Source organism: Achromobacter aegrifaciens (genome assembly GCF_902859965.1).
In the GTDB taxonomy this organism is placed as follows: Bacteria; Pseudomonadota; Gammaproteobacteria; order Burkholderiales; family Burkholderiaceae_B; genus Achromobacter; species Achromobacter aegrifaciens.
The window spans coordinates 1,420,767-1,445,506 of sequence record NZ_CADIKO010000002.1; the positions used below are offsets into that span (position 1 = coordinate 1,420,767).

At 66.0% G+C, this 24,740-nt stretch carries 27 protein-coding genes; 6 read left to right on the forward strand and 21 right to left on the reverse strand.

Going from position 1 to position 24,740, the window contains the following annotated elements; genetic code table 11:
* The first annotated feature begins 80 nt into the window (after positions 1-80).
* The 4 genes from prfB (at position 81) to HV793_RS17775 (ending at position 3,852) form a co-directional block, all read left to right on the forward strand.
* Positions 81-1,185 (forward strand): peptide chain release factor 2 gene (gene prfB / locus HV793_RS17760; RefSeq protein WP_119451233.1). Its coding sequence is split into 2 segments (ribosomal slippage): positions 81-161 and positions 163-1,185, totalling 1,104 coding nucleotides; the frame shifts between segments, so codons are not numbered across the junction.
* A gap of 41 nt (positions 1,186-1,226) precedes the next feature.
* The gene (locus HV793_RS17765; RefSeq protein ID WP_119451232.1) at positions 1,227-1,982 is read left to right on the forward strand and encodes an SDR family oxidoreductase; all 756 of its coding nucleotides are present in this window, start codon (positions 1,227-1,229) and stop codon (positions 1,980-1,982) included.
* A gap of 10 nt (positions 1,983-1,992) precedes the next feature.
* On the forward strand, positions 1,993-3,516 hold the full coding sequence (lysS, locus tag HV793_RS17770; RefSeq protein ID WP_054456145.1) for a lysine--tRNA ligase: 1,524 nt from the start codon (positions 1,993-1,995) through the stop codon (positions 3,514-3,516).
* 15 nt (positions 3,517-3,531) lie between these two features.
* Positions 3,532-3,852, forward strand: coding sequence for a preprotein translocase subunit TatB (locus tag HV793_RS17775; protein WP_175213685.1), 321 nt, complete (start codon positions 3,532-3,534; stop codon positions 3,850-3,852).
* A gap of 21 nt (positions 3,853-3,873) precedes the next feature.
* Here the strand turns inward: HV793_RS17775 and HV793_RS17780 are convergent, their stop codons facing one another.
* From HV793_RS17780 to HV793_RS17815, 8 genes are read right to left on the reverse strand one after another with little or no spacing between them, the layout of a single operon-like run.
* Positions 3,874-4,509, reverse strand: coding sequence for a TetR/AcrR family transcriptional regulator (locus HV793_RS17780; RefSeq protein WP_054456141.1), 636 nt, complete (start codon positions 4,507-4,509; stop codon positions 3,874-3,876).
* Positions 4,510-4,515: 6 nt separating this feature from the next.
* Entirely contained in the window at positions 4,516-5,670 is a 1,155-nt protein-coding gene (locus HV793_RS17785; protein WP_175213686.1) for a thiolase family protein, read from the reverse strand.
* On the reverse strand, positions 5,667-7,526 hold the full coding sequence (locus HV793_RS17790; protein ID WP_175162169.1) for an AMP-dependent synthetase/ligase: 1,860 nt from the start codon (positions 7,524-7,526) through the stop codon (positions 5,667-5,669). The genes HV793_RS17785 and HV793_RS17790 overlap by 4 nt, the downstream gene beginning before the upstream one ends.
* Positions 7,523-8,317 carry an ABC transporter ATP-binding protein gene (locus HV793_RS17795; RefSeq protein ID WP_054456135.1) on the reverse strand — a complete coding sequence of 265 codons (795 nt, stop codon included), beginning with the start codon at positions 8,315-8,317 and terminating at the stop codon, positions 7,523-7,525. The genes HV793_RS17790 and HV793_RS17795 overlap by 4 nt, the downstream gene beginning before the upstream one ends.
* A gap of 52 nt (positions 8,318-8,369) precedes the next feature.
* On the reverse strand, positions 8,370-9,551 hold the full coding sequence (locus tag HV793_RS17800; protein WP_175181408.1) for an ABC transporter substrate-binding protein: 1,182 nt from the start codon (positions 9,549-9,551) through the stop codon (positions 8,370-8,372).
* 41 nt (positions 9,552-9,592) lie between these two features.
* Positions 9,593-10,630, reverse strand: a complete 1,038-nt coding sequence (locus tag HV793_RS17805) for a branched-chain amino acid ABC transporter permease (protein ID WP_013394582.1) — start codon at positions 10,628-10,630, stop codon at positions 9,593-9,595.
* Between the two features lie 3 nt (positions 10,631-10,633).
* Complete coding sequence (locus tag HV793_RS17810; protein WP_054456130.1) at positions 10,634-11,512, reverse strand: branched-chain amino acid ABC transporter permease; 879 nt, start codon at positions 11,510-11,512, stop codon at positions 10,634-10,636.
* Positions 11,512-12,336: an ABC transporter ATP-binding protein gene (locus HV793_RS17815; protein WP_054456127.1), complete on the reverse strand. Its 825-nt coding sequence runs from the start codon at positions 12,334-12,336 to the stop codon at positions 11,512-11,514. The genes HV793_RS17810 and HV793_RS17815 overlap by 1 nt, the downstream gene beginning before the upstream one ends.
* Positions 12,337-12,566: 230 nt before the next feature.
* Between HV793_RS17815 and HV793_RS17820 the strand changes: the two genes are divergently transcribed.
* Entirely contained in the window at positions 12,567-13,370 is an 804-nt protein-coding gene (locus HV793_RS17820) for an enoyl-CoA hydratase/isomerase family protein (RefSeq protein ID WP_175213687.1), read from the forward strand.
* A 36-nt stretch (positions 13,371-13,406) separates the two neighbouring features.
* Here the strand turns inward: HV793_RS17820 and HV793_RS17825 are convergent, their stop codons facing one another.
* From HV793_RS17825 to HV793_RS17835, 3 genes are read right to left on the reverse strand one after another with little or no spacing between them, the layout of a single operon-like run.
* The gene (locus HV793_RS17825; RefSeq protein ID WP_175213688.1) at positions 13,407-14,183 is read right to left on the reverse strand and encodes an enoyl-CoA hydratase/isomerase family protein; all 777 of its coding nucleotides are present in this window, start codon (positions 14,181-14,183) and stop codon (positions 13,407-13,409) included.
* Between the two features lie 14 nt (positions 14,184-14,197).
* The gene (locus HV793_RS17830) at positions 14,198-15,409 is read right to left on the reverse strand and encodes a CaiB/BaiF CoA transferase family protein (protein ID WP_225591464.1); all 1,212 of its coding nucleotides are present in this window, start codon (positions 15,407-15,409) and stop codon (positions 14,198-14,200) included.
* Between the two features lie 2 nt (positions 15,410-15,411).
* The gene (locus tag HV793_RS17835; RefSeq protein ID WP_054456123.1) at positions 15,412-16,386 is read right to left on the reverse strand and encodes a Bug family tripartite tricarboxylate transporter substrate binding protein; all 975 of its coding nucleotides are present in this window, start codon (positions 16,384-16,386) and stop codon (positions 15,412-15,414) included.
* Between the two features lie 126 nt (positions 16,387-16,512).
* Between HV793_RS17835 and HV793_RS17840 the strand changes: the two genes are divergently transcribed.
* Entirely contained in the window at positions 16,513-17,472 is a 960-nt protein-coding gene (locus HV793_RS17840; RefSeq protein ID WP_054456121.1) for a LysR family transcriptional regulator, read from the forward strand.
* On the opposite strand, the gene HV793_RS17845 is transcribed toward HV793_RS17840, so the two are convergent.
* The 10 genes from HV793_RS17845 to HV793_RS17890 all read right to left on the reverse strand — a co-directional run bounded on the left by HV793_RS17845 (position 17,465) and on the right by HV793_RS17890 (position 24,712).
* Positions 17,465-18,349 (reverse strand): methylglyoxal synthase, encoded by an 885-nt coding sequence (locus HV793_RS17845; protein ID WP_054456119.1) that lies wholly within the window; start codon positions 18,347-18,349, stop codon positions 17,465-17,467. The genes HV793_RS17840 and HV793_RS17845 overlap by 8 nt on opposite strands.
* Before the next feature lie 138 nt (positions 18,350-18,487).
* Positions 18,488-18,682 carry a Fe-S cluster assembly protein IscX gene (gene iscX, locus HV793_RS17850; RefSeq protein ID WP_054456117.1) on the reverse strand — a complete coding sequence of 65 codons (195 nt, stop codon included), beginning with the start codon at positions 18,680-18,682 and terminating at the stop codon, positions 18,488-18,490.
* Positions 18,682-19,023: an ISC system 2Fe-2S type ferredoxin gene (fdx, locus tag HV793_RS17855; RefSeq protein WP_013394592.1), complete on the reverse strand. Its 342-nt coding sequence runs from the start codon at positions 19,021-19,023 to the stop codon at positions 18,682-18,684. Before fdx ends, iscX begins: the two co-directional genes overlap by 1 nt.
* A 9-nt stretch (positions 19,024-19,032) precedes the next feature.
* Complete coding sequence (hscA, locus tag HV793_RS17860; protein ID WP_175181413.1) at positions 19,033-20,895, reverse strand: Fe-S protein assembly chaperone HscA; 1,863 nt, start codon at positions 20,893-20,895, stop codon at positions 19,033-19,035.
* A gap of 72 nt (positions 20,896-20,967) precedes the next feature.
* Positions 20,968-21,480 (reverse strand): Fe-S protein assembly co-chaperone HscB, encoded by a 513-nt coding sequence (gene hscB / locus HV793_RS17865; protein ID WP_054456112.1) that lies wholly within the window; start codon positions 21,478-21,480, stop codon positions 20,968-20,970.
* A gap of 3 nt (positions 21,481-21,483) precedes the next feature.
* The gene (iscA, locus tag HV793_RS17870) at positions 21,484-21,807 is read right to left on the reverse strand and encodes an iron-sulfur cluster assembly protein IscA (RefSeq protein ID WP_042794073.1); all 324 of its coding nucleotides are present in this window, start codon (positions 21,805-21,807) and stop codon (positions 21,484-21,486) included.
* A 2-nt stretch (positions 21,808-21,809) separates the two neighbouring features.
* Positions 21,810-22,217, reverse strand: a complete 408-nt coding sequence (gene iscU, locus HV793_RS17875) for a Fe-S cluster assembly scaffold IscU (protein ID WP_054456111.1) — start codon at positions 22,215-22,217, stop codon at positions 21,810-21,812.
* 33 nt (positions 22,218-22,250) lie between these two features.
* Complete coding sequence (locus tag HV793_RS17880) at positions 22,251-23,462, reverse strand: IscS subfamily cysteine desulfurase (RefSeq protein ID WP_054456109.1); 1,212 nt, start codon at positions 23,460-23,462, stop codon at positions 22,251-22,253.
* Positions 23,463-23,483: 21 nt separating this feature from the next.
* Positions 23,484-24,026 carry a Fe-S cluster assembly transcriptional regulator IscR gene (gene iscR / locus HV793_RS17885; RefSeq protein ID WP_054456107.1) on the reverse strand — a complete coding sequence of 181 codons (543 nt, stop codon included), beginning with the start codon at positions 24,024-24,026 and terminating at the stop codon, positions 23,484-23,486.
* 194 nt (positions 24,027-24,220) lie between these two features.
* Positions 24,221-24,712, reverse strand: coding sequence for a low molecular weight protein-tyrosine-phosphatase (locus HV793_RS17890; protein WP_006386176.1), 492 nt, complete (start codon positions 24,710-24,712; stop codon positions 24,221-24,223).
* Positions 24,713-24,740: the final 28 nt, after the last annotated feature.

A 24,740-nucleotide genomic window follows, 5' to 3' on the forward strand; every position in this document is an offset into this window, starting at 1 on the left:
CCCGCCAACGCGGCCGCGCACTTGGCCCAAGCACGGTAAAATGTTTGGTTTCGCACAAAAGTCATCAGGACAGGATCATCATGGAAGCCGAACGTCAGAACCAGCTCGCAGCCCGCCTCGCCGATTACGCGGAGCGCGAACAGGCTCTACGGAGGTATCTTTGACTACGATGCCAAAGCTGAACGCCTGCAAGTCGTAAACGCCGAGCTCGAAGATCCGGCGGTCTGGAACGACCCCAAGCACGCCCAGGACCTGGGCCGTGAAAAGAAAGCCCTCGAAGACGTGGTGGAAACGCTCACGGCGCTGGGTACGGGCCTGTCCGACTCGAACGAACTGTTCGAAATGGCCGCCTCCGACGACGACGACGCCACCCTCGAATCCATCGAGCAGGACGCCGACGCCTTCCAGGAAAAGCTGGAAGCGCTGGAATTCCGCCGCATGTTCTCCAATCCGGCCGATCCGCTGAATTGCTTCCTGGACATCCAGGCGGGCGCCGGCGGCACGGAAGCGCAGGACTGGGCGTCCATGCTGCTGCGCCAGTACCTGAAGTACGCCGAGCGCAAGGGCTTCAAGGCCGAAGTGCTGGAAGAATCCGAAGGCGACGTGGCGGGCCTGAAGTCCGCCACCATCAAGATCGAAGGCGAGTACGCCTTCGGCTACCTGCGCACCGAAACCGGCGTGCACCGCCTGGTGCGCAAGAGCCCGTTCGACTCCTCGGGCGGCCGCCACACCTCGTTCGCCAGCGTCTTCGTCTACCCGGAAGTCGACGAATCCTTCGAAGTCGAAGTGAACCCCGCCGACCTGCGCGTGGACACCTACCGCGCGTCCGGCGCGGGCGGCCAGCACATCAACAAGACCGACTCGGCGGTGCGTCTGACCCACATGCCCACCGGCATCGTGGTGCAGTGCCAGAACGACCGTTCGCAGCACCGCAACCGCGCCGAAGCCATGCAGATGCTGAAGTCCAAGCTCTACGAACTCGAGATGCGCAACCGCATGGCCGAGCAGCAGAAGCTGGAAGACTCCAAGACCGACGTGGGCTGGGGCCATCAGATCCGTTCCTATGTGCTGGACCAGAGCCGCATCAAGGACCTGCGCACCAACGTTGAAATTTCCAACACGCAGAAAGTGCTGGACGGCGACCTGGATCCCTTCATCCAGGCCAGCCTGAAGCAAGGCATCTAAGTTTCGCGATACTCCCCCTCAACGCATCCAGAGGTTCACGAATGTCCGACACCATTGCAATTCTCACCGGCGCATCGCGCGGCATCGGCGCCGCCATGGCGCGCGGCCTGGCCAAACCGGGCACCCGCCTGATCACCCTGGCGCGCCGGGAAGATCCCGAGCTGGCCGCCTATGCGCGTTCGCAGGATGCGCAGCTGGAACAGCTGTCCGTGGACCTCTCGGACCTGAACGCCGTTGAAGCGGCGGCGCAGCGCATCTGCGCGTCGCTGCCGCGCGATGCCAGCCGCTATCTGCTGATCAACAACGCCGGCACGGTGCACCCCATCGCCGGCACCGACGCGCTGGTCGACGGCGCGGCCATCACCGCCGCCTTCAACCTGAACGTCAGCGCCGTCATGCTGCTCACCGCACGCTTCCTGGCCGCGGTCGAAGACCTCAAGGCCGACCGCCGCGTGCTCAACATCTCCTCCGGCGCGGGCCGCAACCCGAACGCCGGCTGGGGCGTCTACTGCGCCACCAAGGCCGCGCTCGACATGTACTCGCGCGTGGTCAAGGCCGAGCAAGGCGCCGACGGCGCGCGCATCGTCGCGCTGGCCCCCGGCATCGTCGACACCGACATGCAGGTCGCCATCCGTTCCAGCGATCCGGAAAGCTTCCCGGCGCTGGCCAAGTTCCAGGAGTTCCACGCGACCGGCAAGCTGTCCTCGCCCGCCAACGTGGCCTCCCGCATCCTCGCCTACCTGGATCGCGAAGATTTCGGCACGACCGAGATCGACGACATCCGCAATTACGACTGATTCCCCGACCATGACCGACCACTCGACCACTCCGGCGCCCGCCCAGGATGAAAACCGCTTGATCGCCGAACGGCGCGCCAAGCTGGCCAAACTGCGTGAAGCCGGGGTCGCGTACCCCAACGATTTCGTTCCCGACGCCCGCGCCGCCGCCTTGCACGACAAGTACGACGGCCAGGAGCAGGAAGCCCTGGCCGCCAACCCCGTCACCGTCAAGGTCGCGGGCCGCATGATGCTCAAGCGCGTCATGGGCAAGGCCAGCTTCGCCACGCTGCAGGACAGCACCGGCCGCATCCAGATCTACCTGGACCGCGGCACCCTGGGCGAAGACAGCTACGCCGCGTTCAAGCAATGGGACATCGGCGACATCATCGCGATCGAAGGGTCGGTCTTCAAGACCAACAAGGGCGAACTGTCGGTGCACGCCGCCAGCGCGCGCCTGCTCTCCAAGTCGCTGCGCCCGCTGCCGGACAAGTTCCACGGCGTGGCCGACCAGGAACTGCGCTACCGCCAGCGCTACGTCGACCTCATCATGACGGACGCCACGCGCCGCACGTTCGAGGCGCGCAGCAAGGCCGTGGGCAGCATCCGCCAGTTCATGCTGAACGCGGGCTTTCTTGAAGTGGAAACCCCGATGCTGCACCCGATCCCGGGCGGCGCGGCGGCCAAGCCCTTCGTCACGCACCACAATGCGCTGGACATGGAAATGTACCTGCGCATCGCGCCCGAGCTCTACCTCAAGCGCCTGATCGTGGGCGGCTTCGAACGCGTGTTCGAAGTCAACCGCAACTTCCGCAACGAGGGCGTGAGCCCGCGCCACAACCCTGAATTCACCATGATGGAGTTCTATGCGGCCTTCGCGGAATACCGCTGGCTCATGGACTTCACCGAAGAGCTGATCCGCCAGGCCGCCATCTCGGCCACCGGCAGCGCCGTGCTGACCTACCAGGAACGCGAACTGGACCTGTCCAAGCCGTTCGACCGCCTGACCATCTGCGAAGCCATCCTCAAGTACGCGCCGGGCTACACCCAGGCGCAACTGGACGATCCGGCCTTCGTGCGCGCGGAACTCAAGAAGCTGGGCGCCGACGCCGACGGCCCGGTGCTGTCGCGCGCCGGCCTGGGCGCGCTGCAGCTGGCGCTGTTCGAAGAGACCGCCGAAGCCAAGCTCTGGAACCCCACCTACATCATCGACTACCCGGTGGAAGTCTCGCCGCTGGCGCGCGCCTCCGATACCCGCGAGGGCATCACCGAGCGCTTCGAGCTCTTCATGACGGGCCGCGAAATCGCCAACGGCTTCTCGGAGCTGAACGATCCCGAAGACCAGGCCGAGCGTTTCCGCTCGCAGGTCGAAGCCAAGGACGCGGGCGACGAGGAAGCCATGTTCTACGACGCGGACTACATCCGCGCCCTGGAATACGGCATGCCTCCGACGGGCGGCTGCGGTATCGGCATCGACCGCCTGGTCATGCTGCTGACCGACAGCCCCAGCATCCGCGACGTCATCCTCTTCCCGCACCTGCGCCGTGAAGACTAAACGGGCGCTGGCATCATGATCTTCAAGATCCTGATGCTGCTGCTGGTCGTGGCGGGGCTGGTCTACTGGATCAAACAGCCCCGCAGCGGCTCGCCCTATTCCCCCTATCCGGCGGCGCGGCCGCGTCGGCCGGCGTTCATCGCGCTGTGTATCGCCGCGGCGCTGTCGGTGGCGGCTTCGCTCATGACCTTCCTGTTGTGGGCGGGCGGCGTGGCCGGCGGCGTAACCGGCGGCGGCTATCACGGGCAGGTGGATTTCCTGCTGCCCGTGGCGGGCACGCTGCTGGCGCTGGCCGTCGTCTGCGCCGCAGGCGCGTTCCTCAAGCGCCGGGGCTGAACGCCCGCCCCTGCCGCGCGCCTATTCGGGCCACTTGCCGGCGCCCGCCGGCAACGACGGCAGCGAGGCCTGCAACATCGCATCGATGAATTCGGCGGGCGGCAAGCGGCCGTCCGGCTTGTACCACTGCACCGTCAGGTTCATGGCGCCCAGCACGCAGCGCTTGATGACGCGCGCATCGCCTTGCAGCAGCCCCGCCGCGACCGCTGCCGCCACCGCGTCCTGCCACATCTCCTCATAGTGGTCGCTTAGCGATTTCACGGCCGCGCGGCTGGGTGCGGACAGGCTGCGCCATTCATAGACCAGCGCGTTCATTGCGTCGCCGCCCGCGCCGTGCAGCATGCTCCACATGTGCACGCGGAACAGCGCCGCCAGCCGGTCAGCTGGCGCCCGGTAGCGCGCCAGCGCCCGTTCGCCGTCGTCTATCACTTCCTGGATGCCGTTGTTCATCACCGCCACCAGGATCTCCTCCTTGCTGCGGAAATGATGGAACAGGCTGCCGGACTGCAGACCCACCGCCCGCGCCAGCTCGCGCACGGTGGTGCGTTCATAGCCATGCTTGCAGAACAGCTGCCCGGCCGTCAGGATCACCTCGCGCCGGCGTTCGGACTCCGAACCCTCGTCCCGCCCTTGCGCGGCCTCCCGCAGTTTCTCCATGTCCGGTCACAGCCTCTGGATGATGGTCGCCGTGGCCATGCCGTGGCCGATGCACATCAGCTGCATGCCCAGCTCGCCTTCGGTGACTTCCAAGCCCGTCAGCATCTTGGCCATCAGGCCGGCTCCCGTCGCCCCCAGCGGATGCCCATGCGCGATCGCCCCGCCCCAGGGATTGACGCGCGACAGATTGGCGCCCAGTTCACGCTGCCAGGCCAGCACCACGCTGGCGAAGGCTTCGTTGATCTCGATCCAGTCGATGTCTTCCAGGCTCAGGCCGGCGCGCGCCAGCGCCTGCCGCGCCGCCGGGATCACGCCCGTCAATTGCAGCACCGGATCCGATCCCACCACCACCCGCGCCAGGAAGCGCGCGCGGGGTCGCAAGCCATCGGCCAGCGCCGCATCTCGGTCGGCCAGCAGCACCGCGGACGCCCCGTCCGCCAACTGGCTGGCGTTGGCGGCCGTGACGCCACCCTGGCCCGGCGGCCGCAAGGCAGGCGCCATGGCGGCCATGCGGGCGGGGTCGGTTTTCTCGCGTATGCCTTCGTCACGCCCGGCATCGGCCCGCGGCCCCGGCAGCAGCTCGGCGTGGCGGCCGGCCTGCGCGGCGCTCCAGGCGCGCGCGTGGCTTTCCCTTGCCCATTCGTCCATCTCTGCCTGGGACAGCTGCCAACGTTCTGCGATCCGCTCCGCGCTCTCGATCTGGTGGATCAACGGATAGCGCTCCAGCAGGGCCGGGTTCAAGCCTTCGAAGCCGCGGAACTCGCCCTGGCCCAGCGTCACGTCCAGGAACATCGGCACCCGGCTCATGCTCTCCACGCCGCCCGCGACCACGTAGCGCATGTCGCCCGCGGCGATGGCTTGCGCGCCGAAATGCACCGCCTGCTGGCTGGATCCGCACATGCGGTTCAGGGCCACGCCCGGCACGCTCTCAGGCAGGCCAGCAAGCATGGCGGCCAGCCTGCCGATGTTGGCGCCCTGCTCGCCCGCCTGGCTGACGCAGCCCGCGATCAGGTCCTCGACCTGGGCCCCTGGCAGTCCGGCCCGCGCCAGCAGGCCGGACACCGTCTCGGCCAGCAGCGTATCCGGCCTGGTATCCGCCCACCATCCGCCGCGCCGCCCGAAAGGGGTGCGCACGGCCTCCACGATCACGGCTTCGTTCATGCCGTCGTCTCCTCAACGTAGAGCGCTTCGATCTCATCCGCGTAGCTGCGGTAGATGCTGGCGCGCCTGACCTTCATGGTCGCGGTCACTTCGCCATCGTCGTGATCCAGCTCCTTGGTCAGCAGATGGAAGCGCTTGATCTGCGCCACCGGCGCCAGGCCGGCGTTGGCGCGCGCGACTTCCTGCTGCACCAGTTCGCGCACCTGCGCGCATTCGGCCAGCGAGCGGAAATGCGTGAAGGCGATGCGGCGCGACTCGGCCCATTTGCCCACCGTGTCGAACTCCAGCTGGATCAGCGCGGACACGTACTTCCTGCCGTCCGCGATCACGATGCATTCCTTGACGTAAGGGCTGCCCTTGACCGCGTTCTCGATCTCGGAGGGCGTCAGGTTCTTGCCGCCCGCCGTGATCATGATGTCCTTCAGGCGGTCCACGATGCGCACGCGCCCCGCGTCTTCGGCCACCACATCGCCCGTATACAGCCAGCCGTCGCGCACGGTGCTGGCGGTGGCTTCCGGATTCTTGTAATAGCCCTGGAACACCATATCGCCGCGCACCAGCAGCTCGCCGGCCTCGCCCATGCGCCATTCCACGCCCAGGATGGGTTCGCCCACGGTGCCCACCTTTACGCGGTCCGGATGCTGGCCGAAGATCATGCCGGCGGACTCCGTCAGCCCATAGACCTCGATCAGCGGCACGCCCAGCGTGCGGAAGTAGCGCACAACGTCCGGCGAGATCGGCGCCGCGCCGGTCATGGCCACGCGCACCCGCCGCAGCCCGATGAAGTTCTGCAGGGCGCGCAGCACCAGCCAGTACCAGAGCCAGCGCGTCCAGCGCTCGCGCAACGTGTACTGCGCGGGGGACTTTTCCAGGAACGGCGTGCAGGCGGCCAACGCGCGTCCGTAAAGCCATTGCTGCAAACGCCCGGCCTCCTGCATCTTGATCGAAATGGCGGCGTGCAGTTTTTCCCAGATGCGCGGCACGCCCAGGAAGATCGTCGGCGCGACTTCGCGCAAATCTTCCTGCACCGTGCGTATCGATTCGCCAAAGTTCACCTGCGCGCCCAGATAGATGGGCACGAAGGTGGACAGCATCTGTTCGGCCACGTGACATAGCGGCAGGTAGGACAGGTGCACGCTGCCGCCGTCCATCGCCAGGCGGTCGGCAATGCCCGGCGCCACGCCGCGCATATTGCCGTAGCTCAGCATCGCGCCCTTGGGCTTGCCGGTGGAACCGGACGTGTAGATCATGAGGCCGGTATCGTCCAGCCGCTGGCCGTCCAGCGCCGCGTTCAACGCGGCGAGTTCCGCCGCCTCGCGCCGCGCGCCCTCGGCCTCGATCTCGGCGTAGGTCACGATGCGCTCGCGCTCGGCCGGCGCATAGGAGCGCAGGCCCTTGGTCTCCATCATGACGATGCGGCGCAAAAGGGGCAGCCGGTCCGCCACCTGCAGCACCTTGTCGGTCTGCTCCTGGTCCTCGCACACCACCAGTTCCACGTCCGCGTGTTCCAGCACGTAGCCCATCTCCTCGGCCGGGCTGGTGGAGTACACGCCCACCGCCACAGCGCCGACCGCGCCCGCGCCCATCTGCGTCAGCAGCCATTCGACGCGGTTCTCGGACACGATGGCGACCCGCCCGCCCGCGCTCAGCCCGAGGGCGCGCAGGCCCAACCCCACGCGGCAGGCCCGGCTCCAGTATTCCGCCCAGGTCATGGGCTTCCAGATGCCGAAATCCTTTTGCCGGATGGCGATGGCCGCGGGTTGGCGCCGGGCCTGTTCGCGCAGCATCTGCGGCAGCGTCAAGGCCGGCCACGCCTGCGCCGATGCGCCGGAGGTATCCATATGCTTGTCCATCATGACAGCCAGCGCTTGCGGCGCTTGTAGTGCTTGATGTCGCGAAAGCCACGGGCCTCGCCCGTGCCGCCCACGCCCAGGTAGAACTCCCGCACGTCGGGATCCGCCGCCAGCTTTTCGGCGCTGCCGTCGATCACCACCTTGCCGGTCTCCATGATGTAGCCGTAATGCGCCACCGCCAACGCCACCGAGGCGTTCTGCTCCACCAACAGCATCGACACGCCTTGTTCGTGGTTGATGCGGGCGATGATGGAGAAGATGTTCTCGACCAGCATCGGCGACAGGCCCAGCGACGGTTCGTCCAGCAGCATCAGCCTGGGCTGCGCGATCAGCGCGCGGCCGATGGCCAGCATCTGCTGCTCGCCGCCCGACAGGTAGCCTGCCAGGCCGCGGCGCCGCTCGAACAGGCGCGGAAAGTAGCCGTAGACCAAGTCGAAGTCGACCTTCGCCCCCGGCCTGCCCGTCAAGGCATAGGTCGCGGCCACCAGGTTTTCCTCGACCGTCAGGTCCTCGAACACCCGGCGTCCCTCCATCACATGCGCCAACCCCGCGCGCACCAGGTTCTGCGGCCTGGCGCCCGCGGTGTCGCCGCCGTTGAAGACGATCTGCCCGCGCACCAGCGCACCGTCCTCCAGATCCAGCAGGCCGGACACGGCCTTCAGGGTGGTGGACTTGCCGGCGCCATTGCTGCCCAGGAGAGCCACGATGCTGCCGGCGGGCACCGACAGGGACAAGCCGCGCAGCACCTGCACCGCCTTGTTGTAGACGACTTCGATATTGTTGATATCGAGCACTGCCGCTGCGGGCGCTGCGGCATGCGCGTCATGTCCAGGGTTCACAGCCGCCTCACTTCAGCACGATCCAGTCGGATGCCGGCACCATCTGCTTCTGCTTCACATCGGCGCGATAGATCCGGCCCACCGGGATGGAGTTGCCCTTGATCGAGATCGGCACGCCGATCAGGCCGCCCGTGTCGAAGTCCTTGATGCCGTCCAGCGCCGCCTTCATGTTGGCGCTGGTCAGTTCCTTGCCGGCGTCCAGCGTGCGCTTGGCGACCTCGGTGAACAGCATGGCGGCCAGGAAGCCCTGCATGTAGCCGGTGCTCTGGTACTGCGGGCGCATTTCGCGGATCTTCTTCAGCATCGGCGCGTCGGTCGCCGTGTCGTAGTAGTAGCGGTACGGCATCACGCCCATGAAGCCTTCGGCATCCTCTCCCATCTGCATCACGGTGGAGTTGTCCATGGTCCAGAACGTGCCCATGTAGCGCGTCTTCAGGCCCATGCGCTTGCCCTGCCCCACGAATTCGGGAATCGGCGCCAGCACGTAGCCGTGGAAGATGGTGTAGTCCGGATCGGCGCGGCGCAGCTTGATGACCTCGGTCGACACGTCCACGCTGCCCGGCGGCGTCATGATCTCGGTCGCGACCTTCAGGCCCAGCTTTTCCGCCACCGCGCGCGAGCTGGCGATGGGATCGCGGCCGAACTCCGTGTCCGAATACACGAAAGCCACCTTGGCGCCCGGCTGTTCCTTGGCGATATAGCGCAGCAGTATGCCGAACATTTCCGTGTAGTCAGGTCCCAGCATGAACTGGGCCGGGTACTTGGCCGGATCGTTGAGTTCCGTGGCAAAGGACGCGCCTGTCATCAGGATGTCGCCCGTGCGGTTCAGCTCGGCGTTGATGGTCTTGGAGAAGCCTGTCGAGTCGCCGTAGTAGAAGTTCACCTTGTTCTGGCTGGTGATCTTCTTGAAGGCCGCCACCGACGCGTCCACCTTGTAGGCGGTGTCTTCCGGCACGTAGCGCAGCTTGCGGCCCTTTACCCCGCCCTGGTCGTTGACGATCTTCACGTAGTCGGTGATGCCGGCGTGGATGCCCTGCCCGGCGAAGGCGAACACCCCGCTCAGCGGGATGGAGCCGCCCAGCACCAGGTCCTCGGCCGCCTGCGCGGCGGGCGCCGCCGACAGGGCCGCCGCCAGGCCCAGCGGGGCCAACAACCTCGATAAACCGCTGCCGATCCGGATGCGCTTCATGGTTAGTCTCCTGAGGGTCTTATGGATGGCCGCCGCCATGGCTAGGTACGGAATGGCCAGAGGTGGAAGTAGCGGCGCACGCGCCGCCAGATTTCCGCGAGCCCGTGCGGCTCGAAGATCAGAAAGCCCACGATCAGCAGGCCGAAAACAATGGTGCGCACCGGCGAGATCAGGCGCAGCGCGTCGCCGCCCACCGGCAGCCAGCCCACGATCAGCTTGAGCAGTTCCGGCACCATGGTCATGAAGATGGCGCCCAGGATGGACCCCAGGATCGTGCCCATGCCGCCCACGATGATGGCCGCCAGGAAGAAAATCGACATGATCAGCGGGAAGCTCTCGGGCGTGACCACCCGGAAGAAATAGGCCCACATGCCGCCCGCCACGCCGGCGTAGAACGAGGACAGGCCGAACGACAGCAGCTTGTAGCGCAGCAGGCGTATGCCCAGCACCTCGGCCGAAATGTCGCGGTCGCGTATGGCGATGAAGGCGCGCCCGATGCGCGTGCGGAACAGGTTGGCCGCCCCCAGCACCATCAGCGCCGTCACCGGCACGATCAGCCAGTAGATCTTGAACGAGGTATCCAGGTCCACGCCCAGCACCCGCGCCGGCGGCACCTGCATTCCCGTCGTGCCGCCCGTGAACTGCCAGTTGGCGAAGATGAAATGCGCGATGAACGACGCGGCGATCGTGGCGATGGCCAGGTACAGGCCCTTCACTCGCAAGGACGGAATGCCGACCAGCAGGCCGCCCAGCATCGCCACCAGCCCGCCGGCCACCAGATTGAGCAGCACCGGCGTGCCCAGCCGCTGCTCCAGCACCGCGACCGTGTACGCCCCCAGTCCCATGAAGGCGGCCTGCCCCAGGCTGACCAGGCCGGTATAGCCCGTGAGGATATTCAGTCCCGTGGCGCTGGCGACGTTGATCGCCACCAGGCAGGCCAGGTACAGCCAGTAGGCATCCGCCACGAAGGGAAACATGACCAGGGACGCAGCCAGCAATACCAGCCACGCCTTCTGCGTACGGGTGTCGAACAGCGCTTCGTCCGCAAGATAAGTCTGCTTGGCAGTCGCGATGCGCATCGGTCAGAGCCTCTCGATTTCACGGGTGCCGAACAGGCCATAGGGCCTGACCATCAGCACCACCACCAGCACGATGAAAGTGGCCAGCAATTTGTATTCGCCGCCCATGTAGGCGCCGGCCCAGGCTTCCAGCAGGCCGATGAACACGCCGCCCACCAGGGCGCCCGCCACGCTGTCCAGCCCGCCCACGATGACCACCACCAGCACCGACAGGCCGAACACGCCCATCGACGAGGAGATGCCGCCGATCGCGCCCACGATCACGCCCGACACCGCGGCCAGCGCGCCCGCCGCCACCCAGGCCAGCGAAAACACGCGCGGCACGTTGATGCCCATGGCGTAAGCCGCGCCCTGGTCCGAAGCCGTTGCGCGCAGCGCCACCCCGCCGCGCCAATAGCGGAACACCACCAGCACCAGCAGCGCCAGCACTACCGCCACCCAGAAGCCGTAGAACACCTTGGGCGCGACGAAGGCCTCGCCTATCATCACCGGCGAGCGCGGCATGAATTCCGGCAAGCGGCGCTGGTCCGCCGTCCAGATCAGTTCGACCACGCCCACCAGGATCGACGCCAGCCCCACCGTGATCATGAATACCGAGATCGGCGCTTCGCCCAGCATGGGACGGATGGTCAGCCGCTCGACCAGCGCCCCCAGCGCGCCCGACACCACCACCGCTCCCACGATGGCCAGCCAGATCGGCCATTCCATGCCGGTGGCAAAGGCATAGAACACGTAGGCGCCCAGCATCAGGAATTCGCCGATGGCGATGTTCACCACCCGGGTCGCCTTGTAGACGATGACGAAGGCCAGCGCCGCCAGCGCATAAAGCCCACCGCTGCCCAGCCCGGCCAGCGTGACTTCCAGGAAGAACAGCATGTCCATCAAGCCGCCTCCCGCAGGCGCCGCCGCAGATCGCCGACGTCGCCCGCGCCCAGATAAGCCTGGATGACCTGCGGGTCTGCCTGCACCTGCGCCGGCGTGCCATCGGCAATGACTTGGCCGAAGTTCAGCACCACCACGTGGTCCGACAGGTCCATCACCATGCCCATGTCATGCTCGACCATCAGCACCGTCACGCCCCATTCTGAGCGCGCGTCCAGAATGAAGCGCGCCATGTCATCGGTCTCTTCGCGGTTCATGCCCGCCACCGGTTCGTCCAGCATCAGCACCTTGGGATTCATGGCCAGCGCCCGCGCCAGCTCCACCCGCTTTTGCAGGCCGTAGGACAGCGCGGCCACCGGCGCGTGGCGGATGTGGTCGATCTCCAGAAAGTCGATGATGCGTTCTTCGATGTCGGCGCGCAGCGCCATCTCTTCGCGGCGCGCCCGCCCGAAATACAGCAAGGCATCCAACACATTGGTCCGCAGGTGGGCGTGGCGGCCCAGCTTGATGTTGTCCAGCACCGTCATGCCGCGGAACAGCGCAATGTTCTGGAAGCTGCGCGCCAGGCCCAGCCGGGCGCGTTCGGGCGCCGCCACGCGCGTGATGTCGCGACCCTGGAAGCGGATCTGCCCGGATGCGGGGCGGTAGAAGCCGGAAATGGTGTTGAACAGCGAGGTCTTGCCCGCGCCATTGGGGCCGATGACCGTGGTGATGGACCCGGACTCCACGCGAAAGCCCACACCGGTAAGCGCCTTGACCCCGCCGAACGCCAGCGTGACCCCATCCACCTCCAGCAAGGGAGGGCTGTCGGACTGATCCACCATTTGTCTCCTCGCCTTTACATGCGAAGTTTTTATCGACGTTGGTCTGGCGAACCCGCGAGGCAGGAGATGCAACGAACCTGTCTTTACCTACGCCAGTACAGCGCCGGAAAATCGTTCTATGCGTTACGCTAAGCGTGCTTAAAAGAAAACCAAGCAAGCGCTCGGTTCAGACCATAGCATCGCGGTTTTTGGATCGACAGTTGGTACTTACCCGATAACGGAGACTCGCCATGACCCAAGAACACCCCGCCTTCCAGACGCTGTTTCTGGAAACCGACGGCGCGATCGCGACCGTGACGCTGAACCGCCCCGACGCGCTGAACGCCATCGACGTGGCGATGGCGCAGGACCTGCAACGGGCCGCGCAATGGCTGGAAGCGCGCAATGAAATCCGCGCCGTGCTGCTGCGCGCGACGGGCAAGACTTTCTGCGCGGGCGGCGACATCAGCATGTTCACGGGCGAACCCGCGTTGGTGCGCGCCACGCTGCTGGACCTGTTCACGCCATTGAACGACTTCATTGCGCGCGTCGCCCGCATGGACAAGATCTGGATTGCCCAGGTCCACGGCATTGCCGCGGGTGCGGGCCTGTCGCTGGTCCTGGCCTGCGACCTGGCCATCGCCGACGCCGACGCCCGCTTCATGACGGCCTACCTCAAGCTTGGAGCGACTCCCGACGCCGGCATGACCCACGGTCTAACGCGGGTGCTGGGCGCCCGTCGCGCGCTGGACTTGCTATTGCGCCATGACCCGTTCCCCGCCAGCGACGCGCTGGCCTGGGGCATCGTCACCCGCACCGCCCCAACCGGAGAACTCGCGCAAGCCGCGCAAACCTACGCGCAAGAGATTGCCCGCCACGCGCCGCACGGCATCGCGGGGGCCAAGGACCTGCTGCGCTCGGCCGAACACGCCACGCTGGAAACCCAACTGGCCGAGGAAACCGCGCGCTTTCTGGACAGCGCCTCGCGCACGGACTTCGCGGAAGGCGTGCGGGCATTCCGCGAGAAGCGGACGCCGCAGTTCAAGGGTGAATAGGCCCAAAGGTACGTCTGGCGGCGGCTCCACCCCGCCTCACCGCAGCCCGCTCCAGTCGGGCGCGCGCTTTTGCACGAAGGCGCTCAGGCCCTCGCGCGCCTCGGACGTCGCGGCTGAGTTGCAGAACACCTCTACCGCCGTTGCAACCCTGCGCCGGTACTCGTTGTCATTGCTGTAGACGAAAGCGCGCCGCCCCAAGGCCAGGGCTTGCGGCGGCTTGTCCGCCAGCGAGCGCGCCAGCAGGCGGGCCTGCTCCAGCAATTCCGCCGTGGGCGCAACGCGCGCCACCAGCCCCAGCCCGTGCGCCTCCTGCGCATCGAAGATGCGCCCGGTGAACAGCAGGTCGAACGCCCGGTGCTTGCCCACGACGCCCGGCAAATGCACGTAATGTATCGCCGGCAAGACGCCGACATCGATTTCCGGATAGCCGAAAGTGGCGGTGTCCGCGGCCACCACCAGGTCGCTGGAAATGGCCACCGTCATGCCGCCGCCGCGCACTGCGCCCGACACCACCGAGATTGAAGGCTTCGTCAGGTTGAACTGCGTGTCGTAGAGCTTGATATACAGCTTGGACAACAGCGCGTGGATCCGCGCCGGCGTGCTGTCCAGCAACTTCTTCATATCCAGCCCGGCGCAGAAGCGCCCAGGCAAATCGCTGGCCAACAGCACGGCGCGCACCGCGGGATCGGCATTGGCCCGTTCCAGCGCGGCGATCAGCGCGTCCAGCATGTCCTCGTCCAGAGCATTGACGGGCGCATGGCACATATGGATTTCCGCAATACGATCGCGGACTTCATAGCGCAGGAATGTCATCTGTCTTCTCGCATTCAGGAATGGGTTTGCACGCTGCCCGACGCCAGCAGCGCTTCGATTTCAGCTTGCGCGTAGCCCAGCTCGGCCAGGACTTCGCGAGTGTGCTCACCCAGCACCGGCGCCGGCAGCGCAGCCTGGCGAGGCTGGCGGCCAAACCGTATCGGCAGGCCGACGTTGCGGACCTCGCCCAGCACCTTGTGCTCACTCTTGACGATCAGTTCGCGCGCAGCGACCTGCGGATGCGCCAGCGCCTCGTCCAGCGTGTGGATGGCGGAACAAGCGATGCCCGCGGGCTTGAGCGCATCCAGCCATTGCGCCACGCTGCGCGTCTGCATGCGCGCCTGGACCAGCGCGACCGTCTGGGCGAAATGGCGGACCCGGTCGGCGTTGGTCGCGAATTGGGGCGCATCGACATGGTCCTGCAGTCCCGCGACCGCGCAGAAACGCTGCCATTGCGCATCGTTCCCCACGCCCAGCATGATGTCGCCATCGGCCGCGCGAAATGCCTGATAAGGACACATGGCCGGATGGCCCGTGCCCATGCGGCGCGGAATCTGGCCGGTGCGCCAGTAGTTCTGCGCCATGTACGACATCAGGCCGAGCGAGGTGTCCAATAGGGAAACGTCCAGATACTGGCCCTTGCCGGTCTGGCTGCGCTCCAGCAGCGCGGCCAGGATCCCGCTCAGCGCGAACGAGCCCGTGCCCAGGTCCACAGGCGAGAAGCTGGCGCGCGCGAAATTTCCGTCCGGCTCGCCCATGGTGCTGATCATGCCGCTGAAGGCCTGCAGCATGACGTCGTAGCCCGGCTCCTCGCCCATCGGGCCCTCGCGACCATAGCCCGATATCTCGCAGTACACCAGACGGGGATTGAGCCCGCTGAGCGTCTCGTAATCCACCCCCAGGCGCGCGGCGGTCTTGCCGCCAAAACCCTGCAACACCACATCCGACTGTTGCGCGAGGCGGTGCACCACGGCGCGCCCTGCCGGCGTCTTGAGATCCACGGCCAGGCTGCGCTTGTTGTGGTTCACAGCCAGGAAAGTCGCGGATTGGCCGGCATCCTGCGGCAGCCAGGCGCGCGTATCGTCGCCCTTGCCCACGGGTTCGACCTTGATCACCCGCGCGCCCAACTCGCCCAGATACTGGCCGCATAGCGGCCCGGCCAGCACCTTGCTCAGGTCCAGGACGGTGATGTTCTTCAACGGCGTCATGCGTGCTTCAGTCGACATGATTACTGCTCGCCCTTCAGGCCGATGGTTTGCGCGGCCTGGGTCCATTGCGCGGTTTCACGCTTGAAGAACGCATCCAGTTCGGCGGGGGCGACCTGGAAAGCCTCTGCGCCGCGCTCCTGCATCGCCTTGCGGTAGGCATCGCTCGCGACCACGCGGGCCACGGCCTCGCGCAGCTTCCGTACCACGTCCGGCGGAGTGCCCGCGGGAGTCTGCAGGGAGAACCAGAACTTGAGATCCAGGCTGGGATAGCCCGCTTCCTTCAGCGTGGGCACGTCCGGCAGCAAGGGCGAACGCTCGGCGGCGGTAATCGCCAGGGCCCTCAGCCTGCCGCCTTGCACCTGGCCGAGGCTGGTCGACATGCTGTCGAACAGGAAATCGACCTGTCCGCCGATAACGTCGGTCACTGCGTTCGCGCTGCCCTTGTAAGCCACGCCCACGGCCTGAAAGCCCGCAAGCTGCTGCAACGACGCGCCATAGACATGCGGCGAACTGCCCGGACCGAAGGTGGCATAGCTGAGCCCGTTCTTCATGTCGCGGCCGCGCTGGACCAGCTCGGCCAGGGTCTTGACCGGCGTGCGCTCGGGATTGACCACCAGCAGATTGGGCATGGCGCCCGTCGTGCCGACCGGCACATAGTCCTGCAGCGGAGCCATCTTCGCGCTCGGGTACATCAGCGGATTGATGGCCTGCATGGCCACCGTGTTGTGCATCAGCGTGTAGCCATCCGCGGGACCGTTCAGCACGCTTTGGTAGCCGACATTGCCGCTGGCGCCCGGTTTGTTCTGCACGATGACCTGCTGTCCCAACTCGCGCGCCAGAGGCTCGGCCACCAGACGCGCGATGAAATCAGTCGGACCGCCGGCCGAAAACGGCACGACCAACGTAATGGGCTTGGCAGGCCAGGTATCGGCCCACGCCGGGCCGGACAGCGCCGCCGCAGTCGCACAAGCGGCAAGAATTCTTTGGAACGCCATGATGTCTCCGTTGTGTTCTTAGAGGGATGGCGTCCATTATGCGAAGCGTCTTGATATATTAGAAATACCGTTTAAATATGCAGGCCATAATAAATTTGTGATGGCCTGCCTGCACGAGGTTTACGCATGTCGATGTCAATCCGCGCGATGCAATGCTTTGTCGCCGTGGTCTCCACCGGATCGATCAGCCGCGCCGCGGCCGCGCTGCACGTCGCGCAGCCCGCGCTAAGCCTGCTGATACGCAATCTGGAAGAGGATCTGGGCGTGGTGCTGTTGCATCGCAGCGCTCGCGGGGTCACGCCAACGGCCGCGGGATCGCGCATGCTGGCGCACGCACGCGAGATTCTCGGCCGCATCGACGCGGCGCGCGCCGACGTGCGCGAAGACATCAGCGCACCGCGCGGGACCGTCTCGCTGGCCATGTCCATGTCCATGGCCAAGCTGCTCACTGTGCCGCTCCTGCGCTTTTCCCTGGAACACTGGCCCGGCGTCTACCTGAAGATCATCGAATCCAGCACCGGGTACATCCCGGGCTTCGTCAGTTCCGGCCATGCCGACCTGGGACTGACGTTCAGCGACGACGCCTCGGTCGACCTGCGCTTCCAGCACCTGATAGATGAAGAACTGGTCGTGGTTTCGCCGCCGCCGGCCAAGTCGCGCAAAAAGCCGGCCCCAGCCGCGCTACATGCGCTGCCGGCCATGGATCTGCACGCGCTCGCCGAATTGCCGCTGGTATTGCCCGGCAGCCAGCACAGCCTGCGCCGCCTGCTGGACCACTATCAGCAACAGGAGCGCGCCGAATTCCGCGTCATTGCCGAGGCCAACGCCATTCCGCAACTGATCGAACTGGCGCAGGCTGGCATCGCGCACACCATCCTGTCTTACGCGGCGGTGCACCAGGAAGCCGCGCGCGGCGAGGTCCTCCTGCATCGCATCGTCAAGCCGCGCCTGGCGCGGCCTGTGTTCCTGTGCAGGTCCGATGTCCTGCCATTGTCCATGGCCGCGTCCGCCGTTGCCGACCGGGTCAGCCGCATCATCACGGACTCCCGGCCTGGCGACCCGCCCACCCGGGCCAGGCTTAGATGACGCGCTTTTCCACCGCCTGCGCCCAGCGCCGCGCCACTACCGGCGAAGTCGCGCAGGTCGCGGACTCGGTCACCACCCGCACCGCGCGTTCCAGCAGCTGGATGTCGGCCTCGTGCTGGCGCGCCACATGCGGATCCTCGAAGAAGATCACACGCTGGCATTGGTGTTCCAGCACCAGCTCCGCGATCTGGGCGTCGCCGCCCAGCGGCCCGCTCAGGTAGCGGTGCACCCAGGGCGTATCCTTGGGCCAGCCGCGCGACCAGGCCAGCTCGTTCAAGCGGCCGCCGGTGGTGCCCGTGGCGACGCGCCGCGCAAACTGCGACAGCACGTCGAAATGCTCGCTGGCGAATGCCACCATCTCGTCCTTGAGCGCATCGTGCGCAATCAGCGCCACCGTCTGGCCAGTGAAGTTGAAATGGCGCGAAGCCGAGACGTCCGGCGCCAAGCCGGCGTGGACCCGTTCGACTTCCATCCATTCGATGGCGCCGGCAAGCGTCGAGATGAACGGGCGGCCGTGCGTGATGCACTGGCGCTTGAGCGCCAGCGCCTCCGGGAAAATCGACGACGGGTCGACGGGATCGATCAGATAGATCGCGCCGTCGAACGGCGCCTGCCCGTCACGCCCTTCCGTCACCCGGGCCACCAGCTTCATCAGGCCGCCCTCGCGGCCGTACGGATAGCGGATCAACCCGCCGTAGCCCTGCAGCATGCCCTCGCGCACGATCGCGTCGTGCGTGCGGCCGACGGTGTGCAACTGCACGCCCAGCTCGCGTATCGTGCCCGAACAGGCGCGCAGCCAGGTAAACAGCGCGGCATCGGGAGTTTCGTGGTGCAGCCGGTTGGCGGCCAGGCCAAAGCGCAATTGGGCAGCGGGCATCGGTGGACTCAGGCAAGTAGGGACAACAAGAAGATCCTTGATGATACCGTGGCGGGCATGGCCGCGGCAGCTTTGGCCCCGATCCGCCGCGCTCAAAAACAAAAACGCTCCCCGCAGGGAGCGTTTCTGGTTTGGCGATCAGTCCGCCTCGTCGATCCAGGCCATCTGGATGGCCTCCAGGATCTTCTCGCCGCAATGCGCGGGGTCGTCGTTGAAGCCCGGCAAGGCCAGGACCCATTCGCGCAGCTGCACGAAGCGCAGCGTCTTGGGGTCCGCGTCAGGATGCGCGTCGAGCAGAGCCTCGGCGATCTGGTAGGTGTCGGTCCACTTCATCAATGGCCCTCTTTGGCGTGGTTGATGGTGTATTTGGGGATCTCGACCGTCAGGTCGGCGTCCGTCACCAGCGCCTGGCAGGACAGGCGCGAGGTCGGGGTCAAGCCCCAGGCCTTATCCAGCAGATCCTCTTCGTCATCGGTCGCGTCTTCCAGCGAAGAATAGCCCTGCTTGACCACCACGTGACAGGTCGTGCAGGCGCACGACAGTTCGCATGCGTGCTCGATGTCGATGTGGTTATCCAGCAGCACGCGGCAGATCGACACGCCCTTGGGCGCGTCTTCGATCACGGCGCCTTCCGGGCAGTAGTCGGGATGAGGCAATACAGTCAGTTTCGGCATAGCGTGTTATCAGGCAATCTCATCAAGTTTGCGGCCCGCCAGCGCGGCGCGGATGCTGCGATCCATGCGGCGCGCAGCGAAATCATCGGTCGCGGCCGACAGGGCCTGGACCGCGTCCTTCACTGTGTCCACGTCCTGAGCATCCTGGGCGGCGATGGCAGCCTGCAGGCATTCGTCCACGCGCTTGCGTTCTTCGGCGTCCAGCAGATCGCCATCGACGGCCAGCGCGGCCTGCACCGACTCGACCAACTGGCGCGCGTCCACCTGTTGCTCGCGCAACATGCGGGCGCGGGCATCGGTGTCGGCTTGCGCCACGCTGTCTGCCAGCATCTGCGCGATCTCGTCGTCGGTCAGGCCATAGGACGGCTTGACCGACACCATGGCCTCGACGCCCTTGCTCTGCTCGCGCGCGGTCACGCTCAGCAGGCCGTCGGCGTCCACCTGGAAGGTCACGCGGATGCGTGCTGCGCCGGCCACCATGGGCGGAATGCCGCGCAGCTCAAAGCGCGCCAGCGAGCGCGAATCGGAGACCAGGTCGCGTTCGCCTTGCACCACGTGGATGCTCATGGCCGTCTGGCCATCCTTGAAGGTCGTGAATTCCTGGGCGCGCGCCACGGGAATCGTGCTGTTGCGCGGGATGATGCGCTCCACCAGGCCGCCCATGGTTTCCAGCCCCAGCGACAGCGGGATCACATCCAGCAACAGCCAGTCTTCGCCGGGAGCGCGGTTGCCCGCCAGCAGATTGGCCTGCAAGGCGGCGCCCAGCGCCACCACCTGGTCCGGATCGAGGTCGGTCAGCGGTTGCGTGCCGAACAGCTTGCCCACGGCAGCGCGCACGACCGGCATGCGCGTGGCGCCGCCGACCATCACCACGCCGCGCACATCGGCTGGCGTCAGCGAGGCGTCGCGCAAGGCGCGGCGCGCGCAGTCCAGCGTGCGCACGATCAGGGGCTGCGCCAGTTCTTCAAATGCCGCCCGCGTCAGGTTCGTGTCCACGGTCCGGCCATCGGACAATTCCAGCTTCAGGCTGGCCGCATCGGCGTCCGACAAGGCTTCGCGCGCAGCGCGCGCCGCCATCAGCAGGCGGCGGCGGTCCGCCGGCGAAAACTCGCCAGCAGCGAGTCCGGCCACCACGTGATCGACGATCAAGGCATCGAAGTCGTCGCCGCCCAAGGCGGTATCGCCGCCCGTGGCGATGACTTCGAACACGCCCTGGGTCAGGCGCAAGATGGAAACGTCGAACGTTCCGCCGCCCAGGTCGTACACCGCATACACGCCTTCGGCGGCATTATCCAGGCCGTAGGCAATGGCCGCCGCCGTGGGTTCGTTCAGCAGGCGCAGCACGTTCAGGCCGGCCAGACGCGCGGCGTCTCGCGTCGCCTGGCGCTGGGCGTCATCGAAGTAAGCAGGCACCGTGATGACCGCGCCGACCAGGTCATCGCCCAGCACGTCCTCGGCGCGCTGGCGCAGGACGGCCAGGATCTGCGCCGACACTTCAACCGGGCTCAGGTCGCCCTGGACGGTGCGGATGCGCACCATGCCAGGCGCGTCCACGAATTCGTACGGTGCGCGGCTGGCGCGCGCCTCTTCCAGCGAACGGCCCATGAAACGCTTGACCGACACAACGGTATTCAGAGGATCTTCGGCCTGCTGCGCGAGCGGTTCCCGCCCCGTGGTGACCTTGCCGCCGGCGAAATAGCGCACGGCGGAAGGCAGCAAGGCGTGGCCTTGCTCGTCCCTCAGCACTTCGGCGACGCTGCTGCGCACGGCCGCGACCAGGGAATTGGTGGTGCCCAGGTCGATCCCGACCGCCAGCTTGCGCTGGTGAGGCGCGGGCGATTCGCCAGGCTCTGATATCTGCAATAAGGCCATGATTCTGTTTTTTTGGTCAGTAGGCGGCGCTGTGCCGGCGCCCGTCTCGCGGACGCCCCGGCGCGGCCTGGGCTATGCGGCGGGCTGGGCGTGCGCCAGTTCTTCCGCCAACTTCTCCACGAACATCCACTCCCGCACCTTGAGCCCCGCCGCGGCGTAGTCGCGGTCCTGGTCCAGCAGACGGGCCAGCGTGGCGCGCATGGCAGCGCGCGCCTGCTGCAATTCCGCCTGCAAGGCCGCCAGAGCGTCGGCGTCGTCGCGCGCGTCGTCCAGCATCTCGCGCCACGTCATCTGCTGCATCAGGAACTCGGGGTCCATGGCCGTGTTGCTCTCGGTCTGCAGATCCACGCCGGCCTGCTCGCAAAGGTAGCGCGCCCGCAGCAAGGGATCGCGCAACAGGCGGTAGGCCTCGTTGGCGCGAGCCGCCCACTGCATGGCCACGCGGCGTTCCGCGGGGCTGGCAGTGGCGTAGCGGTCGGGATGCACCTGCGCGGCGACGGTGCGCCACGCGGACTCAAGCGCCTGGGCGTCCAGATCGAAACGCGCCGGCAAGCCGAACAGGCCGAAGTGATCGTCTCCAGCCAAGACTTACACCGTGAACGACTCGCCGCAGCCGCAGGTCGCCTTTTCGTTGGGGTTGCGGAACTTGAAGCCTTCGTTCAGGCCTTCGCGGGCGTAGTCGAGTTCGGTGCCGTCCAGGTAGGCCAGGCTTTTCGGGTCAATGAAGACCTTCACGCCGAAGCTTTCGAACACCACGTCTTCCGCTGCCGCGTCGTCCACGTATTCGAGCTTGTAGGCCATGCCGGAGCAGCCCGTCGTCCTAACGCCGAGCCGCAAGCCGATACCCTTTCCGCGCTTCTGCAAGTAGCGGCCGATATGGGTGGCAGCCTGTTGGGTCAGGGTAACGGACATGTTCAGCCCGCCACAGCAGCTTCAGCCGGGGCCGAATGCTTTTCTTTGTAGTTCTGCACCGCGGCCTTGATCGCGTCTTCGGCCAGGATGGAACAGTGCACCTTCACGGGCGGCAGGGCCAGTTCTTCGGCGATCTGCGTGTTGCGGATGTTCATCGCCTCGTCCAGCGTCTTGCCCTTGACCCATTCGGTCACGAGCGAGCTGGAAGCGATGGCCGAACCGCAGCCGTAGGTCTTGAAGCGCGCGTCTTCGATCACGCCGGCTTCGTTCACCTTGATCTGCAGCTTCATCACGTCGCCACAGGCGGGTGCGCCGACCATGCCGGTGCCGACCGACTCGTCCGACTTGTCGAACGAACCGACGTTGCGCGGGTTTTCGTAGTGATCCAGGACTTTGGTGCTGTAAGACATGTTAATTCTCCACGAATTTCAAGGCGCGGGCGCTTAGTGCGCAGCCCACTGCACGGTGTTCAGGTCGATGCCTTCCTTGGCCATTTCCCACAGCGGCGACATATCGCGCAGCTTGCCGACGCGGCTCTTGAGCAACTCGATGGCGTAGTCCACTTCCTTTTCGGTCGTGAAACGGCCCAGCGTGAAGCGGATCGAGCTGTGCGCCAGTTCGTCGTTGCGGCCCAGGGCGCGCAACACGTAGGACGGTTCCAGGCTGGCCGAGGTGCAGGCCGAGCCGCTGGAGACGGCAAGTTCCTTGATCGCCATGATCAGGGACTCGCCTTCGACATAATTGAAGCTGACATTCAGGTTGTGCGGAACGCGTTGGTCCATGTCGCCGTTGAGGTAGACCTCTTCGATCTGCGACAGGCCAGCCCACAGGCGGTCGCGCAGCATGCGGATGCGCTCGTTCTCGGTGCCCATTTCTTCGCGGGCCAGGCGGAAAGCTTCGCCCATGCCGACGATCTGGTGCGTGGCCAGCGTGCCCGAGCGGAAACCGCGCTCATGGCCGCCGCCGTGCATCTGCGCTTCGATGCGGATGCGCGGCTTGCGGCGCACATACAGCGCGCCGATGCCCTTGGGGCCGTAAGTCTTGTGAGCCGAGAACGACATCAGGTCGACCTTGAGCTTTTGCAGGTCGATTTCCACCTTGCCGGTTGCCTGGGCGGCGTCCACGTGGAAGATGATGCCCTTTTCGCGGCAGATCTCGCCCAGCGTTGCCACGTCCTGGATCACGCCGATTTCGTTGTTCACCATCATCACGGATACCAGCACGGTATCGGGGCGCAGCGCGGCCTTGAAGGTGTCCAGGTCGATCAGGCCGTTGTCCTTGACGTCCAGGTAGGTCACTTCGAAGCCCTGGCGCTCGAGTTCGCGACAGGTGTCCAGCACGGCTTTGTGCTCGGTCTTGACGGTGACGATGTGCTTGCCGCGTTCCTGGTAGAAGTTGGCAGCGCCCTTGATCGCCAGGTTGTTGGATTCGGTGGCGCCGGAGGTCCAGACGATTTCGCGCGGATCGGCGTTCACCAGCTTGGCGACTTCTTCGCGGGCGCGTTCAACGGCTTCTTCGGATTCCCAACCAAACGCATGGCTGCGGGATGCCGGGTTGCCGAAGTTGTCGTACAGCCAGGGCACCATCTTGTCCACGACGCGGGGGTCGACGGGCGTCGTGGCGGAATAATCCAGATAGATCGGGCGGGTGGTCATTTCTACAACTCCTGATACTGCTTATACGGTGGCGTTGGCGGCGACGGTCGCGGCCGGGGCGTTGGCGGCGTTGTTGGCGCCCCCCACCCGGTTCACGCGCACCGCGCAAGCCTGCGCTTGATTGTTGGCTTCCTGCAATTGGCGCACGCGCTGCTGATCGACGAGATCCTGCAGGGACACCGAATCCAGGTAATCCACCATCTTGCGATTCAACGTAGCCCAGAGTTCGTGCGTCATGCACTTGCCCGGCTTGCCGTCGTTGCCGCTCGTACAGTCCCGCTTGCCGCCGCAGCTAGTGGCGTCCAGGGGTTCATCGACGGCGAAGATGATGTCGGCAACGGTAACGTTGCGGGCGAGGCGCGCGAGCGAGTAGCCGCCCCCGGGGCCGCGCACGCTGTCCACGAGTTCGTGGCGACGCAGTTTCCCGAACAGCTGTTCCAGATAGGACAGCGAAATGTTCTGACGCTGGCTGATGGCCGCAAGAGTGACCGGACCGCTATGCTGCCGCATAGCCAGATCGATCATGGCAGTCACGGCGAAACGCCCCTTGGTAGTTAGCCGCATGGTAGGTTCCCAGTGATTCGGCAATGGCCGCAGGCGAATCCAGCGGTCAATACCCGAGTAATTGCCTCAAGTATAGCCTATTCCCGACTAATTTGGTATGGCTCCCGGCTAGAAAAAACCGCGCATTCGCGCGGTCTTTTACTGCCAAGCACCTCCGAGAACCGCCCGGCGGGCAGCCCTGCGGCAAAAGCGGATCAAGCCGCCTGGTACTGGGTAGCGCGCTTGCGCACCAGCTCGAGGACGCCCTGACAGGCGTCTTCCAGGTAGTCCAGGACCTTGCCGAAGCCATCGGCGCCGCCATAGTACGGATCGGGCACGGTGGCCTCTTCGAACTCATTGGCAAAGCGCATCAGCAGCATCAGCTTGTGCTGGTAGGCCTTGGGGCACTGCTGCTGCATGGCGGACAGATTGTCCCAGTCCATGGCGAGGATCAGGTCGAAATCGCGGAAATCTTCCGCGGTGACCTGACGCGCTTCGCAGTGCGTGATCTCGTAGCCGCGCTTGCGCGCTGCGGCCTGCGCCCGGGCATCAGGCGCCTCGCCGATGTGAAACGCGTGCGTGCCCGCGGAGTCGATGCGAACCACATCGCCCAAACCCGCGTCGTTCACCAAATGGCGAAACACGCCCTCTGCGCTCGGCGAGCGACAGATATTGCCCATGCAAACGAAAAGTACCTTGGTCATCATGGAAGTAAGTGTGCGGGAAAACCCGAGA